The 16,420-nt window shown below is 38.8% G+C and carries 16 protein-coding genes; 2 read left to right on the forward strand and 14 right to left on the reverse strand.

Annotation, left to right across the window (positions count from 1 at the left end; all coding sequences use genetic code 11):
* Positions 1-27: 27 nt before the first annotated feature.
* From JOC34_RS12610 to JOC34_RS12620, 3 genes are all read right to left on the reverse strand, one after another.
* Positions 28-996 (reverse strand): PLP-dependent cysteine synthase family protein, encoded by a 969-nt coding sequence (locus JOC34_RS12610; protein WP_205137143.1) that lies wholly within the window; start codon positions 994-996, stop codon positions 28-30.
* 12 nt (positions 997-1,008) lie between these two features.
* Complete coding sequence (locus tag JOC34_RS12615; protein ID WP_205137144.1) at positions 1,009-1,659, reverse strand: class I SAM-dependent DNA methyltransferase; 651 nt, start codon at positions 1,657-1,659, stop codon at positions 1,009-1,011.
* Between the two features lie 140 nt (positions 1,660-1,799).
* Positions 1,800-2,474: a YhcN/YlaJ family sporulation lipoprotein gene (locus JOC34_RS12620; protein ID WP_205137145.1), complete on the reverse strand. Its 675-nt coding sequence runs from the start codon at positions 2,472-2,474 to the stop codon at positions 1,800-1,802.
* Positions 2,475-2,677: 203 nt separating this feature from the next.
* On the opposite strand from JOC34_RS12620, the gene JOC34_RS12625 reads away from it, so the two are divergent.
* Positions 2,678-2,914, forward strand: a complete 237-nt coding sequence (locus tag JOC34_RS12625; protein ID WP_205137146.1) for a YhdB family protein — start codon at positions 2,678-2,680, stop codon at positions 2,912-2,914.
* Positions 2,915-3,194: 280 nt separating this feature from the next.
* Here the strand turns inward: JOC34_RS12625 and JOC34_RS12630 are convergent, their stop codons facing one another.
* The 9 genes from JOC34_RS12630 to JOC34_RS12670 all read right to left on the reverse strand — a co-directional run bounded on the left by JOC34_RS12630 (position 3,195) and on the right by JOC34_RS12670 (position 13,957).
* Positions 3,195-3,941, reverse strand: a complete 747-nt coding sequence (locus tag JOC34_RS12630) for an anti-sigma-I factor RsgI family protein (RefSeq protein WP_205137147.1) — start codon at positions 3,939-3,941, stop codon at positions 3,195-3,197.
* On the reverse strand, positions 3,938-4,666 hold the full coding sequence (sigI, locus tag JOC34_RS12635) for an RNA polymerase sigma-I factor (RefSeq protein WP_205137148.1): 729 nt from the start codon (positions 4,664-4,666) through the stop codon (positions 3,938-3,940). Before sigI ends, JOC34_RS12630 begins: the two co-directional genes overlap by 4 nt.
* A 350-nt stretch (positions 4,667-5,016) precedes the next feature.
* Complete coding sequence (locus tag JOC34_RS12640; RefSeq protein WP_205137149.1) at positions 5,017-5,736, reverse strand: PRC-barrel domain-containing protein; 720 nt, start codon at positions 5,734-5,736, stop codon at positions 5,017-5,019.
* Positions 5,737-5,797: 61 nt separating this feature from the next.
* On the reverse strand, positions 5,798-6,499 hold the full coding sequence (locus JOC34_RS12645) for a YqjF family protein (protein WP_205137150.1): 702 nt from the start codon (positions 6,497-6,499) through the stop codon (positions 5,798-5,800).
* A gap of 20 nt (positions 6,500-6,519) precedes the next feature.
* Positions 6,520-7,338, reverse strand: a complete 819-nt coding sequence (locus tag JOC34_RS12650) for a S1C family serine protease (protein WP_205137151.1) — start codon at positions 7,336-7,338, stop codon at positions 6,520-6,522.
* A gap of 286 nt (positions 7,339-7,624) precedes the next feature.
* The gene (locus JOC34_RS21990; RefSeq protein WP_275577699.1) at positions 7,625-8,818 is read right to left on the reverse strand and encodes an N-acetylmuramoyl-L-alanine amidase; all 1,194 of its coding nucleotides are present in this window, start codon (positions 8,816-8,818) and stop codon (positions 7,625-7,627) included.
* Positions 8,819-8,966: 148 nt separating this feature from the next.
* Entirely contained in the window at positions 8,967-10,997 is a 2,031-nt protein-coding gene (locus JOC34_RS12660) for an ABC transporter ATP-binding protein (RefSeq protein WP_205137152.1), read from the reverse strand.
* Positions 10,994-12,745, reverse strand: a complete 1,752-nt coding sequence (locus tag JOC34_RS12665; RefSeq protein WP_205137153.1) for an ABC transporter ATP-binding protein — start codon at positions 12,743-12,745, stop codon at positions 10,994-10,996. Before JOC34_RS12665 ends, JOC34_RS12660 begins: the two co-directional genes overlap by 4 nt.
* 990 nt (positions 12,746-13,735) lie before the next feature.
* Entirely contained in the window at positions 13,736-13,957 is a 222-nt protein-coding gene (locus JOC34_RS12670) for a hypothetical protein (protein WP_205137154.1), read from the reverse strand.
* A gap of 217 nt (positions 13,958-14,174) precedes the next feature.
* On the opposite strand from JOC34_RS12670, the gene JOC34_RS12675 reads away from it, so the two are divergent.
* Positions 14,175-14,618 (forward strand): hypothetical protein, encoded by a 444-nt coding sequence (locus JOC34_RS12675; protein ID WP_205137155.1) that lies wholly within the window; start codon positions 14,175-14,177, stop codon positions 14,616-14,618.
* A 13-nt stretch (positions 14,619-14,631) separates the two neighbouring features.
* On the opposite strand, the gene JOC34_RS12680 is transcribed toward JOC34_RS12675, so the two are convergent.
* Together JOC34_RS12680 and JOC34_RS12685 are read right to left on the reverse strand one after the other, a co-directional pair.
* Complete coding sequence (locus tag JOC34_RS12680) at positions 14,632-15,186, reverse strand: CBO0543 family protein (RefSeq protein ID WP_205137156.1); 555 nt, start codon at positions 15,184-15,186, stop codon at positions 14,632-14,634.
* Between the two features lie 130 nt (positions 15,187-15,316).
* Positions 15,317-16,336: a DUF3231 family protein gene (locus JOC34_RS12685; RefSeq protein ID WP_205137157.1), complete on the reverse strand. Its 1,020-nt coding sequence runs from the start codon at positions 16,334-16,336 to the stop codon at positions 15,317-15,319.
* Positions 16,337-16,420 lie beyond the last annotated feature (84 nt).

Genomic DNA, 16,420 nt, shown 5'->3' on the forward strand with positions numbered 1-16,420 from the left:
TGTTTTTTTATGGGCAGTATCACCTACCTATAAACTTCGCGTATTTTCCACTTTTGGGCTGGGAGTTTTATTGCCCGTTAACCCACGAAAAATATTTTTACTCATATAGCGATCACTACCATCCGGAAAGACCGTAACAATGGATGTGCCAGTTTTTGCCTGCTCTGCCTCCTTTAAGGCAGCGAACATTGCCGATCCGGAAGAACTGCCAACAAGTAACCCTTCTTTTTCAGCCAACTCCTTGACCATTCTAAATGCATCATCATCCGGAATAACATGGATTTGATCCATATAATCCCTTTCCATAAACGCTGGTAAGAATTCCATCCCAATTCCCTCCGTTTCATGCGGTCCAGCTTTACCACCAGCAATAGTCGATCCCTCTGGTTCAACAATCACAGTTTTAACATTGGGATTTTTTTCTTTAAAATACTGGGCACACCCCATAAAAGTACCACCAGAACCCGCACCGGCAACAAATACATCCATATCCCCATTTAAATCTTTCCAAATTTCCGGTGCTAAGGTTTGATAATAGGTACGCGGATTGGCGGGATTTGAAAACTGCTGTGGGGAGAAGCTGTTCGGGATTGTTTTCAATAATTCCATTGTCTTCTCCACGGCACCAGTTATCCCTTTTTCCTGCGGTGTATGCACAATTTCAGCACCTAACGCTTTCATAATTTCTTGTTTTTCTACACTAAACTGCTCCGGTACGCAAAAAATAACAGAAATATTTTTATTAAGCGCAGCGAGTGCTAGACCGATACCAGTGTTCCCAGCCGTTGGTTCAATCACCGTTCCACCTTCTGTAATCGCCCCCTTTATCAAAGCATCCTCGATTAAAGCAACACCAAGCCGATCTTTGACACTTCCACCTGGATTGAAAAATTCTAATTTGGCGTATAAACGAACGCCAGATGGGAGCGGAAACTTTGTGATTTCAAATAAAGGGGTCCCACCAATTAATTCACGAACAGATCTATAGATCGCCATCGGCCTCTCCTTTCATTTCTGTGTCTTATCTTTTTCGGCTACAATTAACCAAACAAATTCATTCATTTGCTTGAAGGTTACTTGAAAGTTATTTATTTCAAATAAATGCCTCATGACATTTACTTTCGGATAGTATTCTGTTTTTAAATCAACAACCAGATCATCAAATCCGCGATCCGCTGCTTTCTTCATCAACGCTTGTTTGACCGATTCAGATTGAAACATCGTATCAGCAAAAACAACCTTCCCATTGTCAGGTAAAAGGTCTGCAAACTTTTTAATAGCTTGCCCTTTTTCATCATCTGTTAAATGATGAAACGCATAGGTGCTAACAATGGTTTCTACTGTTGATGGTAATTTAGGAAATGTAATAAAATCTCCCGCAAGTAATAATAGTTCAGGAAATTTCTCCGTTGCGATCTTCCGCATCGCAGCTGAAGGTTCAATGCCAATGACATGATGTCCTGCATCCATTAATTTTCCTGACAAATTACCAGTCCCCACACCAAATTCCAATATTACACCAGTTGAATAATGTACCACTTCATCTAAAATGCCTTCATAATTAGCAAAAACGGCCTTATATTGTGGGTCGTTTCCAGTAACACTCTGATCATATGTTGCCGCCCAATCATCAAATAGCGTAATAAATTCTCGTCCCATCTCCTGTTCAACTCCATTTTTATTAAGCATAGTAAAATGCTATTAATAGTATGAATTATATGTAAAAGAAAATCATTGGTTACTATTCAATAAAAATAAGCGGCCCACCATAAGTGAAAGCCGCTCATTATTTTTAAAACTTATCTTCTGTTTTGTGGAAATAACCGTTCAACCATGTTTCCAAATTCATCGAAGAATCCTTCAATCGGCTGTCCGTTGTTCATTTTGTCCACATAGTTATTTGTTAAGTTTAAGAAATCAGGATCTGTTGAAACATATACATTATCAATATTGTTGTCAACTGACTTTACGATATCACCAATTTGTTCTTTTACTTCATCGGTAAGTTTGTCACCTTCGCGATTTCCATCATTATCGTCGAAATTATTGTTCATGTTATTATTATCGTTATTCGTGTTTCTGTCACGATCTTTATTTTTATCCCGATCTCTGTGATCCGCATCTAAATCAGCTGCTACATATGCATTGTTTTTTGTTGTAAGGACATATGCATGATCAATATCGTCGACTTCTTCTGTAATACGGTCTGCTGCTTCTTCCGCAACATCATAGCTTGTATCTCGGTTATTCACATTATTTACGTTATTGCGATTGCCGTCCTGGTCTCGTTCTGAATTACGGATCAATGTATGATCACGATCATTCGTCATGCCGTCACCCGTATTATTATATCTTGTGTTTTCGACATTATTATTGTTCCTATCTGTTCTTCCTTCTTCATTTCGGTCCGTCGTTCCACATGCTACAAGTGCCAAAATAAGCACCGTTAAAATGCTAAACAGTTTCCATTTCATTTGCTTTATTCCTCCTTAACTATTTTGCTTTTAGTATGGTTCTGGAGGTCATTATTATGCCTTTAAGACAACAACCTATTTATGGTAATCACACCATTTTTGTTTTAGACAATATATATATAAGACGGGAATGATAAGAAGGAACTTCACTTAATAAAGCTTTTTAAGTGTTAGTGGTGCCGAATCGCATAAGGAGGGAAATAATGAATATACCTGATTATGACAAAGCGCTATACTATACACTTTGGGGACAATGGGACGATCTGTTAGTGCTTATGGTAAGAACCAATGATGATATGTTGTCCAAGAAAATCCAATTATTTTTAAACGATTATCACTATTCGATGGACCAATCAAAGGTTATGGCTGCCCACGATAACCTGCTTTACTATATAGACCACGCAATGAAATACGAACCAGTAACGACAATGGAGATATGACAAAAAGGAGGTGCCAGTTGTGCACCTCCTTTTTTTATTTAAGTTGTTTTTTGTATAATTTGTTGCTATTCCAAACTGCGTTGCCTTTTCCGCAGGCCAATCAACGATTACAAATGTGGTTGGGCATTTTGACTTCAAGGCGTTATTTGCATAATAATAGCATAGGAAATACACGAAGACTCCTGCGGCTCAGCGCGAGCCCGCGGAAAGCGTAGTGTATTTCCGAAGCGGATAAAAGTTTCATTACTTAGAAAAAACAACATTTTTTAGAGAACAGTCTTCACTTATGTTCTGGTTTATCCGTATTATAAAATGTATTAATAATTGCTTTATCGTTCTCATCCAAAAAATCATCTTCATCTGTTTCCATAATAGTAGTCGCCATTACTTCATTCATTGGCTTATTCTTTTCTTTTGCCTTTTGCCGTACTTTCTCTGGAACTTTAAAGGCTGCGACTGTCCAGCTGGGGTTCGCCTTGATAAAATAAGTCCTTAACTGATCAAGAATTGAAGCACCTTTTTCTTGATCGTCCGTTACATAACTAACCCCTACCAGCATATGCTTTGCTTCATTGACTAATCCTGTATCTTCACTCTCATGCATAATCATTTCAATAACCGTTTCCAGGTGTTCATGCTGAAAGCCTGTGAGATTGTCCACAATCTCTGAAGCCTCCTTATTCAATGGCTGCATACTGTTCACCAAGAGTGACTCGTCAATTTTCAATTCAATACTTGGATTGATGTCCACATTCACATATGCATAAGTTTCTTCCTCTCCTACCAATAAGTAAAATGGGATTCCCAATACCAATAGAAAGCATGCAAGGGTAAGTAAACGAAGGGGTCTGTTTAACTTTCGCTTGGGAAGAAAAAATAACGATGCGCTATGCTTCATTAATGGATCGTACTCAATCTCAGTACCTACGTCGACCCCCTTAATTGGAATGGCTTTTTGAAAGGTTCCATCATTCGCCATAACGATCATATATTCTTGATGCAACTCCATTACTATTCCTTTTTTCACTGCCCCACCCCCTTCAGATAATCCTTGAGATACACAAAATCTTCACTAAGGACAATAAATATAGCGATGATAAATTTCCGGTTTCGTTCCAGTGTTTTTTTGCTTACATCTACCCGCTTCACCAATTCCTTCATTGGTAGCTTTTTTTTATCGCGTACGTAAGTTCTAAGCACTGGATCCGCAAAAAGTGTTCTTGCCGTACGAACCGCGGAATCACGGGCATCCCGGTGCTTAGGTGAAACCACTGTTAGCTCCGTTAACGTCAATTTATATTCACGAAGTTTTTCCTTAAATTCTAAAATTTCTACCTTACGATACCAGGCGTCCTGTTCCAGTTCATACGCTTTATTGACTGCTACTATTTCAATCGGGTTTTCCATTTGTTCTGCATCATACATTTCATCAAATGATGTCGTAGAAGGTCCTTTTTGAATAAAGCGAATATAATCTATCACCTTGCGCTTGATAACAAGCTTGGCAAAGGATAGGAAAGAACTGCCTCTATCGGGAGAATAAGCAAGTATCGCCTCATTAAATGCGGACAAGCCAATACTGAACTCATCATCCCGTTTTGGATCAATGTATCGTTTACAGACTTCTGAAACACATTTTGCAATAAATGGCTGATATGATTTCAAAAGGTGATCTTGCACCATTTGATCGCCCTGCTGTGCCAAAGCTATCCTATCTTCTAAAGGTAATTCGCTTAATGACTCATGCGTCATCTGGAACACCTCCAGCTATTATAAAATACGATTTATTTTTACCTTTTTTGGGTGTAGTTTCCAAGTAACACCATTTATTATATGTTTTACAATTTCGTTTTATATATGTCATGGATGAATCCACCATCTTTTTTATTTATATATATCTTGTCTAATGTCAATATGCTTTATAGTATCCTAATCTCAGGTTTGATGCCATCTCAAACCCATTACAATTCATTTAAATTCCAATTACTACCGCCAAAAACAAAGATTGATATTATACTTTTCAGACTTGTCCTTAAAAACGACACAAAAAAATGCCTCTAACAAAATTAGAGACACTTTTACCTGATTTTTGAACAACCCTATTAAAGGCTTGGAATGATTTCCTCCATGGAGTCATATTCTTTTGTCAGTTTCGCTGCTTCTACTGTCGTTTTGATATAAATATCTCCCTCATACCAGTCGACAGATTCAATTGCATCTGTATCAAACACAAACCATGTCGGTTCCATATAATTTTCACTGCTCGCAACAACGATATAGCCTATTTTCCAGTATTCATCATCATAAATCATATCAATAACTTTTCCCAGTTTGCCGTTACTCGCATGGACTTTATAGTCCATAGTCTCGTCTTCACTGCGTAAATCATATGCCTGTTGCGTTTCCAACTGTTGATTATAGCGCGTTTCTTTCTCAGTCATTTCATCATGTTGAAAATTAGCTAATGGCCTATCCTGTGGACCCCAAAGCATGTTGCCGGTCCAGTACCGATTCCAACCATAATAGCCGGCAATCGAATCTTCTATATCCTTAGAAATAGCATCTTCATCCGGAATTTCCGGACTGTTGCGAACTGCTTCTTTGTCATATTCAACTTCCAAATAGTCGCTTTCATTATTCAAGTTTACAAATGACGTTGGTGATAAAAGCACACGCCTGCCTGGCAACCATTTTCTTGTATCAACGACGGCATAACGAATGGCCCATTTTTGATCATCAAAATATAAATCTTTTATCTTACCCATTTCTCCATCGACGGCATCAATGTTGTACGTTTTCAATTGAGATGTAAAATAAAACATGATTGATCGCCTCCTCAAGACGTTACATGTTTATACCCGATAATTTTTCCAACGAAACAATTCAGTTAGAGAACCTTCCTACTACCTCGAATGGATGAAAGTAGGCCTTTTTCGTTTTTGAATAATGTACAAGTGGTGCTTTTTCCATTACAGTTTGCGGCATATATTCATTTTTTTCAATATCATATGACGCGTCCTGTAACAACCAAGGTGAATGGGTAATCGGCCCCTTTAAAATACGATTGCTTTGCAATGTGTACAAGCAATATCTTTCTGTAAGCCAGTATGTTAAAGTGTTTTCCTTTGCATGATAGGTATGTGGATAAGGACAATAGGTTGCCTTGAATATCTTTGATGTTCCAGTATTACGACGTCGGCTTGTAAACAGTATCTCCTTGCCGGTTCGTAGCATTTGCATATTTGCATAATAATACGGGAGAGGTAGCAATACATTGGCGCCGAAAGCTGTTAGAAAATTAGAGGCATCAAGCGAAAAGAAATACACACCAGGTTCATCATAAAAACGCACATAGGTCCTTACGTTGAGTTCCACATAAGTACCAAGGGAATAGGGTACCATTCGTGGGCGATTTTTACTCGTACGAAAAGGTATCACACCGATCCATGCTTGTCCATTATAAGTTTCCAGCTCCAGCGCCTGAGGAACATAAGGGCGCAACAGGTCATGGGGAACAGGCCAATGGATAAACAGTAAATCATCCCATTGCTGTTCTAACATCCATGGCCATTTCCGTTTCCACATGATAAAATAGCCCCTTTCAGCTACCTGTTGTCATAGTAATAATCAATCGGCACAAACAAACCAACTTTCCCATACGTTTCATGGTTTAGTGTTGCAAAGATGACACCGATAACCTCCCCATTATCATTGATAATCGGACTGCCACTATTGCCGCGGTATACTGGTGCGTCAATCATTACGACAGGTTCTTCCCAATCAGATAAGTTTGTATAATCAATGACCGTTCCCTTGTTAGCGATTCCTTGAAAACGTAGTGGGTTTCCAATAAAAGATATCGCTTCATCCGTTTCAAAGGTTGTTTCTTTTGCCAGCTTTAAATGAGGAAAATTTTCCGCATCTACTTTTAAAACAGCTAAATCGACTGCTGGATAATCCGCTGTCACTTTCGCCGTAAATAATCCCTCATCAGGAAAAGCGATGGTAACACTATCTTCCCCTTCAATCACATGATGATTCGTAATAATTGTCCCATCCGCGGATATCGCAAAGCCTGTTCCCCTACCATCCTCTGTTTCTACCACAACGACTGCCTTTTTATGCTCTTTTACATCTGCCTGTCCGGATAATTTGGCGGATGTCATTAAAAAGTCAATCGCCGGAATGGAAATCGTCTGCGGCAATAATGCAATTAAATTCAAAATAAGTGCAAGTGAAATAAGCCAAAACGTCCATTTGGGAAATGGACGCTTCGGCTTTTTATCTTTTTCCAGTCTTGCTTTTTCTAACACCTTTCGCCGACCTTCCTGGACCAGTTCATACATTTCATCATCGTCTATATCTTCATATAAATCCTTATCAATCATATCTTCGGCTTTATGTTGCTCATCCTCTTTGTGCATAAACTAGCCACCCCACACCTTTATACAGCATTTTTAGCGCTTCCCTGCTGCATTTGATACATTTGATATGATTAGCGATTACACTGATTTATTTCCAATGTCTTTCCTACGCTAACATATGATCATCGATCTAGCTTATAAGAATAAACGTTCATACTTTTGTGCGTTAAGTTTATTTATGTGATGTTTGTGTGAGGTTTTACTTTTATGAATCTCACACATCCATTCATTTTGACTATTATAGCATAATATATGAGACGTCGTGACGCTTGATACCTCACTTTCTTTAGAATGTGCCGTTATTTAACCTGCGCTGTAATTCTTTGACAACGGCAGATGGTTTGCTCAATTTGCTATCTTGTGTGGTGCCTAAATATTGCTGTAACTTTTTAATCGTATTAGGCCCCAGCCTTCCATCTTGGCTTGAACCAACCTTTTTCTGTAACGCTTTAACCATGGGACTAGAACCACTGCCATAAGTTACGCCTATAATTCTTTGTGTTACAGCATTATTAGGCTGATTACTTATCATGCCATCTTGTTTAGTACCTAGTGATTTTTGCAAGGCTTTTGTCGTACCTTTCCCCCATATGCCGTCCACTTTTAAGCTAGACTTACTTGACGATGTTTTACCGCCTAACTTGCCATACACCTGCTTACCAGCCAATCCATCTACATCTAATCCGTAGTACGATTGGAATCGTCTTACAGCATCTTCTGTTTTATCTCCGTAGTAAGCATCGATGCCGTTGTTTTTAGCACCTTTTTCTGGATAAAACGGTGGATTGTTAGTTGCCAGTTTTTCCTGCAATTGTTTTACTGGCTCACCATATTCCCCGTTACCTAGTGTTTGGCCCGTCCAGTTACCAGATACCTTAGTCCAGGTCTGCTTTGATTCTTTGGTGATCTTTTCTGGTTTAACTGTAGGTGCAGTGGGCTCAATAACTGTCATGCCACCTTGAATATCACGCTTAAACTTCGTACGAGATACACCAAACGATGCCAGGTATGCATATGGGTCAGTATGCGTTGTGCCACCAATATATTTGCGTACCCAGTCATGTGATTTGATGCCTTTACTCCCCAATTCAGATCCTGTATCTAATGTTTTCGGTAGTCCTGCATTATCTGCTAATTTTCGTAACAGCCAAACATATGCCCCGTAATCCTTTTTAAATGTTGCCGGATCATTTGTGCGCGCTAATTCAACATGGGCGTATGAATATGGGTTAGCTTTCGGACCTGCACCATATTGAAACTTACCAGGTTCCGCTAATTGTACGATTCGACCACCGCCACCAACCCAATGTGACGTAAATGCAGTCCGCCAATTATTGGTCATATATTTGATTTCACTTTCCAATGATCCCGGTCCGACGTTATTCGGGTTCCCTGATTCGTGAGCGATCACCATATAAGAGGCAGTTAAAGCTTTTTGATTTAATCCAGGGATGATTCGCTTTTCAATTTTATATTCCATAATAAAACCCTCCTACTATGTTATATAAAAAAAACAGCTTGCCCGATTGGACTAGCCGTTTGTACTAGATCATGTATTATTTTTTCAATTCATTTTCTACGTTTTTTATTTAATTCATCCTTCATTTGCAATAATAAATTAAAAGCCCTTATCCCACCTGGCGTGATCCGCCCTTTTGCATTTGATACATTTGATAATATATACCTTTCTCCGCTATCAACTGATCATGATTGCCTTGTTCTTTCAATGTACCATGTTCCAGTACAAATATATTATCCGCCTGCTGTATGGTTGATAATCGATGTGCAATCACGAGTGTTGTTCTGCCTTTTTTCAATACGTCCAAGGCGTGTTGAATAATGCTCTCCGTTTCCGTATCGATGTTGGCAGTTGCTTCGTCCAATATAAGAATCGCTGGATCAAATGCGAGTGCACGGGCAAACGATATTAATTGTCTCTCTCCCAACGAGAAAGTGCCTCCTCCTTCGGTAACCTGCTGCTCATATTGACCTGGTAATTTTTCAATAAAGTGATCTGCACCGACAGCCTTCAATGCCTGAAGAGCAGCTTCCTGCGATATCTCCGGATCATTCATTGTCACATTGGAAATAATCGTTCCGGAAAACAGGAATGGATCCTGAAGGACAATGCCCATATGACTTCTCACTTGCTGCCGGGACCAGTCGTTTGTACTGTATCCATCGATCGTAATCGAACCTCTTTGTGGGTCATAGAAGCGAAATAAAAGATTCATGATGGAGCTTTTCCCTGATCCAGTATGACCAACAAAGGCGACGGTTTGCCCAGCCTGCACCTCAAAGGAAATGTTTTTAAGCACATATTCATCCGCATTATAAGCAAACGACACATCATCAAATAAAATGGTTCCCCGGTATTTAGCTACTTGATCATTCACAACATCTTCCCCATCATGATCCATTAATTCAAATACGCGATTTCCTGCCACTCGTGCCTGCTCAATTAACGGTAGCTGGTTGACAATATCTTCTAGCGGCTCAAACAATCGGGTTAAATAATCCACAAAAGCATAAAGAACACCAATCGATATCATACTGCCTGGTTCTAGGGAAGCTGAGCCAAAATACCAGATAAAACCAACGAATGCAAGATTACGGAATACCGTAACCAAATTATAGGACGTTAATGAACTCAGTCTAATCAGTTTGCGTTGATATTTGAAATTATGTTCATTCACTGCTTCAAAATCTGCTTTGGTTTTCTTTTCCCTGCGAAACGCCTGGATGATCGTCATGCCTTGAATCGATTCATTAATACTGGCGTTCAACTCACTAATCGTTGATCTAATCACCGTATTGTATTTTGTCCCAAAGTGCTTGTAAACCTTCATCCAGACGATAATCAACGGGATGATCACTAAGCACATAAAGGCAAGCTTTGTATCCAAAATGAATAACGCGACCAATATACCGACCATATAAATCACACTTGTTACGACAATCGATAGGACGCGTTCATACAAATCACGAATTGCTTCCGTATCGTTGGTAATCCGTGCGACAATCTTTCCGGCTGGCTGATCCACATAATAATTAATCGGAATACGCTGGGTATGTGCAAATAAATCCGTTCGCATCTTTTTCACAATTTGATTCGATGATTTCTGCAGCAAAAACGTTTGATAAAACTGGAAAAAACCAGCGATAATCAACAAGCCCATATAAAGTCCTAATAAATACATAATCGGACCTTGTTCAGGCTGGAAAAATGGGTACATCTCCTTTAAGGAAAGTTTTTCTCCTGTAAAAGTACTTGTTCCGTCAGCTGTTTCAATCGTGATGCTATTACCCTTAGCACTACGCTTTCCTTTTAATGGTACTGCCTCATTCACAAAATAATAGGACGTGCCAATTTGAAAAATAGTAACAGAATCTCCTATCTGTTGATCGACTTCTGTTAAGCGATCAGTTCGCTTATAAAAGCCATCTTGATAGGCAACCGTATGTTTATCCTGATCAGCCTTTACCTCCTGCCAAGTGCCCTCGACACCCAATATATGATCATCAATCACCGTTTTTGCAATGAGTGGACCAGCGAGTTCGAGTGCCACAGCAACAATCAAGCAGGCTATCCCTATCAATATTCCTTTTTTAAACTGTAAGGCGTAATTAAATAATCTTCTTTCTGTTGATGATTTCATTCACGTTTCACCCCACCCGCTTCAAGCTGTTGTAATTCATATTGTTCTTTGTACCAACCATCCCGCTTCATTAATTCGACGTGCGTTCCTTCTTCAATAACTTCGCCATTTTCCAGAACGATAATGTGATCTGCATGGGTAACCGCTGACATACGGTGCGCAGCAATAAATGTCGTTTTACACGCTCGTTCTTTTCGTAAATGTTCAATAATTTTCGCTTCTGTTTTCCCATCCACAGCAGACATCGAATCATCTAAGATGAGAATCTCTGGGTCTTTAATAAAGGCACGTGCTAAAGCCACACGCTGCTTTTGTCCGCCAGATAACGTTACACCACTTTCACCGACTTGTGTATCAAGTCCTTTCGGCAATTGCTTGATATCGTCTAAAAAATGAGCAAGCTCCATCATCCGATAAATTTCCTGATCTGTGGCGGTTTCTTTGCCAAATTGAATATTTTCTCTGATCGATTTGGAAAACATCATTTGATCTTGTGGTACATAGCCGATCCAATCTCTAATTTGTTCTAACTTTATCATGGTTAAATCCACACCAGATACATTTATTTCCCCTTCAAATCCGGGATATTGTCTCAGTAGTAGCTTGAATAATGTCGTCTTGCCTGCACCTGTTTTTCCCACTACGCCAATCGTCTGCCCTTTTTCCACATGGAGATCAATCTTGTTAAGTTGGTTCGTTTTTGTCGATGGATAGGAAAATGACACCGCAGCAAAGTCAATCGCGTCCACTGCAGATACCTTCGCAACATGTGGAGCATTTGTTACATCCGCCTCATAATGCAATGTTTCATTCACTCGGTCCAATGAAGCATTTCCCCGTTGCAGGATGTTGATCAATTCACCCACTGCAAACATTGGCCAAATTAACATCCCCAAATAAACATTGAATGTGACGAGATCTCCTAAGGTAATGTTATTTTCAAATACTTGTAATGCCCCAAAGCCTAATCCGATCGTATAAGATAAACCAACAAGAATCGTCATGGTCGGTTCAAATAACGCATCCACCCTGGCAACCGCAATGTTTTTCTCGTAAACATCCGTTGTCATTGACTCAAATCGTTTCATGTCTTGACGTTCCTGTACAAACGCACGAATCACCCGCACGCCACGAATCGATTCCAATACGTCATTATTCATATCAGAAAACGCTGCCTGTGCTTTCATAAAGCGTGCATGTATGGCTGCCCCGTACTTGTTCATCACAATTGCCATAATTGGTAAAGGAATTAATGCGGCAAGCGTCAATTTCCAACTGATCGTGAAGCCCATCATCGCCACAATCATCAACATGAAGATACTGGAATCCACCAACGTCAATACACCAAAGCCTGCAGTTAGGCTTATCGCCTTCAGATCGTTTGTACTACGTGCCATTAAATCACCTGTACGGTATTTCTCGAAAAACGGCGGACTCATTTTTAAGAAATGGGACATTAGCCGACTTCGCATCCATTTTTCCAATATAACGGATCCACTAAAAAGCGTATAATCCCATAAAAACGAAATCGCATAATGAACGAATGTAAGTACAAGGTAACCAGCAATCATTGCAGTTAATAGCTGCATTGTTAATGTTTCATATTGTATTTTATCAATCGCAAACCCTACTAATTTAGGTGGGATGAGGCCAATTGCACTGGCAATGATTAATGCAATAATAGCGAAAACATATCTTTTCCAGTAATATTTAAAAAACCACTTTAACTTATTAAAAACCTGAAACAATCCAATCACCTTCTAATCTTTTTTGAATACGCTCTTTTCGTAAATTTTGTTGCTTTTAATTCTCGCAATTGATAGAAACTGTGACGTCAGATACCGCTTTGGAAATACACTACGCTTTCCGCGGGCTCGCGATGAGCCTCCTCGCTCGCAAAAAACGCTCACTGTGGGGTCTCATCGTCTTCGCTTTCCCGCTGGAGTCTTCGTGATTTCCTTCACTGGTATTGTGTTTTGCAACTTATCGCATTCATTCATTGATTTTATTAAACAATAAATATGATTATTGATTGGAGCGGAGGACAGTCGACTCCAGCGGGAAAAGCAACAGCTGAAAATCCCGCAGGAAGCGTTCCTTGCTTCCGAGGAAGTTGAAGCGTTGCCCGCGGAAAGCGACTGTCCGCAGCGGAAATCACATGCTCTTACGTCGTAGCCTATAGATTTTGTTTCTAAAACAACAATCTTTGAGAAAGGAGCCATAAAATGAAAAAAATGCATACGCCTGTGACGGCGTATGCATTCATGTAGGCGCTTTTCCTTTTAGAAAACGCCTACGCTATACATGACAAAAGGTCACAGACATATGTGACCTTTAAAAGTGTTTAAGTAAGTTTAAAATCCCACGGGAAACAAACTTTTACTTTCAATGAAGGTCACCTTATTTATATCATGCTTGTGCGTTTTCGTTATCTGAATGATTTTATTCATGATCGTGACCTCCTTTCGATTTTTTGATTCTTAGTAATTATAGTGTTTAGAAAATTCAAAGTCAATACCTTTTTTAAGAAAACTGTTGTCTTCGGTTCGTCGAAACAAGCTAGGCAAGATACCAAAAGCGAGGAACGAGCTAAGAAGAAATTGATACTAAACCTTAGGAAAACGAGCTTATTTCCGTCGCGGCATGGTAAATACTGAATAATAACCATCTATACGAAAACAGCCCAAAAAAGAGAATCACAGCTGCTACTCCTGTGATTCTCCATTTAATTTATTCGATTAAACTTTATACTTATGATTAAGACCAAGCTCAGCCATCTGTTCAACTTTCTGAAAAGGTATATTGGTAGCGCGGGAAATTTCCTCAATGGATACAAGTGGATGTTTACTGATAAATTGACGAACCTGTTCACTTTCATAAAGACATGTTGTACACATTGTGAATGGACTACTTTCTATTGATTCGTTACACAATCGGCAATGACGAACGAATGCTTCCATCTCCCCCACCCCTTTATCAAATTGTTATGGATAGCATACAACATTCGACAGAAACAAACAATACTATTTTTAAACTTTTCTAAAAATGAGTCTTTGGACATAGGTATTTAACTAATAAAAATACACAACCTTTCAATATATACATACTACCTATAAAAATGTGCAAACTAATATCAGTGAAGAAAATAGATACAGTACTGAAGGGAGAGCGATAAAAATGGAAAAGCTTCTGTGGAGCATCGCCCTCCCCGGCTTCGGACAACTGCTTAACGGTAAATTTCTTAAAGGGACATTATTCATCCTCTTAGAATTCCTCATCAATGTTCAAGCAAATTTTAACGAAATCATTTTATTGAGTTTTTTAGGACAGACCGAAGCAGCCATTCAACAAGCAAATTATGGGTGGCTTATGTTCTATCCCTGTTTATATTTCTTTGCCATGTGGGATGCTTATAAGGATGCGGGAGGCGGCCAACAGGCTTATTCTTTTCTCCCCTTTGTTTTTACAACTTATTTTGTTACTGTTGGCTGTATCTATTCCCCTGTTTTTAGGTTGTTTGGTGTGTTTTTAGGTCCTGTATGGTTGCCAATATTAAGTGTGATTCCGGGTTTATTGGTAGGTTTTCTAATCAAAAGAATCGCAATAAAAAAGCTGACCTAGTTATCAGCTTTTTTTAGCTAACTTTTTCAAAACCATTTTTCTTTGTTAACCAATCACAAAAAATAAAAATAAGTGCATAGACAGGCACAGAGTAGACGTATCCCCAACCGGTCATGACATAATAACCGGTCCATACAAAAATTGGTTCACCTACAAATGCGGTAAGTAAACCATGAAATATCCCTTTTTTCCAAGAAGCAATATGTGGCTTCGTTTGAATTAAAAACATAATGGTTACAGGCATTAAACTCAAATGATATGGGAACCATCCTTGAAAAGTGGGAGTGAAATTATCTTTATAATACCATAAACCAACTGCTGATCCTATATAGCACAAGATAACGGAAATCAACATGGCAACTACCCCAGCATACAGAAGACGGTGGGTACTTTCTTTTTTTCTATAAAAAATCCAAAATAACCATGCCCCCAGTGATATAATTAAAGATATCCACCAAGCCCAATGCAAAAAAATATCATGAAGCCACATTTCAAAGTATTTATCGTGAAGATGCTGATATTGGCTAATTAAGCTTTCCAGACTTTCATTCTGTTTTATTTTGTCCATTTGGATCTTCCTCACTGTTTATTTATTCAGCTTTCGCGAGCGGTTAGACTTTATTAGTATAATAACTAAATTAAAAATTATGTAACGTGCGATAAGATCACATGAAATTGAAAAAAAGCCGATCAATAGATCAGCTTTTTTGCTTGTTTTTTGCTAATTTTTCTCGATTCTTTGTTCCTGGTGGTTGTTCCAGCCAACTATTTTGAATCATGATATCTGCCCCACTTTTCGCCAGTCGAGAGACTTCCAAGGAAAGCCGTTCATAATTAATCATTAAATCACTTCTTTGACTAGCAGCTGCGGAGGTGGCGTAATTCCCTATTCCCGCTGACATGATCAGTGACATATGAAACATCGCTAATTTATCAGAAAATGTTCGTGTCGTGGAATCGCTCAACCCTACATCCGGCACCTGAGGCGTTTGAATATTGTCATCTATTAATGTTGTAGTAAAAATCTTAATGTGTTTTTCTGAAATATCCTTCCCACGAATCATAAAATCCTGCACTTCCTTGGTTGGAGAGGTTTGGGCAAATCCTAAACATAACTTTATCCCAATGGAATTTGTCATCACATTCATATAGAGGTGGGAAATTTCGACAGCGTTTAATGGGCGTTTTTCACTTAGTGGATTCAAACCACTATAATACTTTTTACTGTCTACATAATCTGTTACTTTCGGTACTTCAATATAAGGATGTCTGGCATTGACTCCTTTTGCAAGTGCAATTTCCAGTGATTGGTTGTAAAGTGTGGCTGTTTCGTTTAAGGATTTTGTAAAGTAATTCCGGATATCTTCTCTGTAACTCATGGAAACAAATCCACTATAAGATAACATGCCTACTTTTGCCATGTGATTGACATACGTTAAACAAAAAACATCTGAAAAAAGCCATGGAGCATTCATGTTCACATCCTGTTCAGTAAACCCGGATGGAACAGCAAAATTTTCCTGTTCAAATATAACAAGTAATTGTTCTAGATGTTCGAGTGTAAGATCATAGGTGTATTGAATGACCGGTTTGATATCCGGGTCCTCGATATACTTCAGCATAAATCCCAGGACACATTTAGACATACTATCATTCATATAACCAGTCCAAAGTGAAGCAATCTCAGACGAAGTTAAATTTATTTTCTTTTCATTCACGACAAAACCTCCACGTAATAGTAATAAGTATATGTTTTACCTAAATGCGGCATTTTACTAAAGAAATAGATGGTATTTATTGGT

Origin of the sequence: Virgibacillus halotolerans (assembly GCF_016908515.1) — a bacterium.
Taxonomy (GTDB): Bacteria; Bacillota; Bacilli; order Bacillales; family Amphibacillaceae; genus Virgibacillus_M; species Virgibacillus_M halotolerans.

Excerpts from the sequence above, each read along its gene's own strand:
- JOC34_RS12680 (WP_205137156.1), bottom strand. The coding sequence starts at position 15,186 with ATGGACAAAATAAAACAGAATGAAAGTCTGGAAAGCTTAATTAGCCAA.
- JOC34_RS12625 (WP_205137146.1), top strand. The coding sequence starts at position 2,678 with ATGAATATACCTGATTATGACAAAGCGCTATACTATACACTTTGGGGA.
- JOC34_RS12660 (WP_205137152.1), bottom strand. The coding sequence starts at position 10,997 with ATGAAATCATCAACAGAAAGAAGATTATTTAATTACGCCTTACAGTTT.
- sigI (WP_205137148.1), bottom strand. The coding sequence starts at position 4,666 with ATGACGCATGAGTCATTAAGCGAATTACCTTTAGAAGATAGGATAGCT.
- JOC34_RS12645 (WP_205137150.1), bottom strand. The coding sequence starts at position 6,499 with ATGTGGAAACGGAAATGGCCATGGATGTTAGAACAGCAATGGGATGAT.
- JOC34_RS21990 (WP_275577699.1), bottom strand. The coding sequence starts at position 8,818 with ATGGAATATAAAATTGAAAAGCGAATCATCCCTGGATTAAATCAAAAA.
- JOC34_RS12670 (WP_205137154.1), bottom strand. The coding sequence starts at position 13,957 with ATGGAAGCATTCGTTCGTCATTGCCGATTGTGTAACGAATCAATAGAA.
- JOC34_RS12640 (WP_205137149.1), bottom strand. The coding sequence starts at position 5,736 with ATGTTTTATTTTACATCTCAATTGAAAACGTACAACATTGATGCCGTC.
- JOC34_RS12620 (WP_205137145.1), bottom strand. The coding sequence starts at position 2,474 with ATGAAATGGAAACTGTTTAGCATTTTAACGGTGCTTATTTTGGCACTT.
- JOC34_RS12650 (WP_205137151.1), bottom strand. The coding sequence starts at position 7,338 with ATGCACAAAGAGGATGAGCAACATAAAGCCGAAGATATGATTGATAAG.
- JOC34_RS12675 (WP_205137155.1), top strand. The coding sequence starts at position 14,175 with ATGGAAAAGCTTCTGTGGAGCATCGCCCTCCCCGGCTTCGGACAACTG.
- JOC34_RS12610 (WP_205137143.1), bottom strand. The coding sequence starts at position 996 with ATGGCGATCTATAGATCTGTTCGTGAATTAATTGGTGGGACCCCTTTA.
- JOC34_RS12615 (WP_205137144.1), bottom strand. The coding sequence starts at position 1,659 with ATGGGACGAGAATTTATTACGCTATTTGATGATTGGGCGGCAACATAT.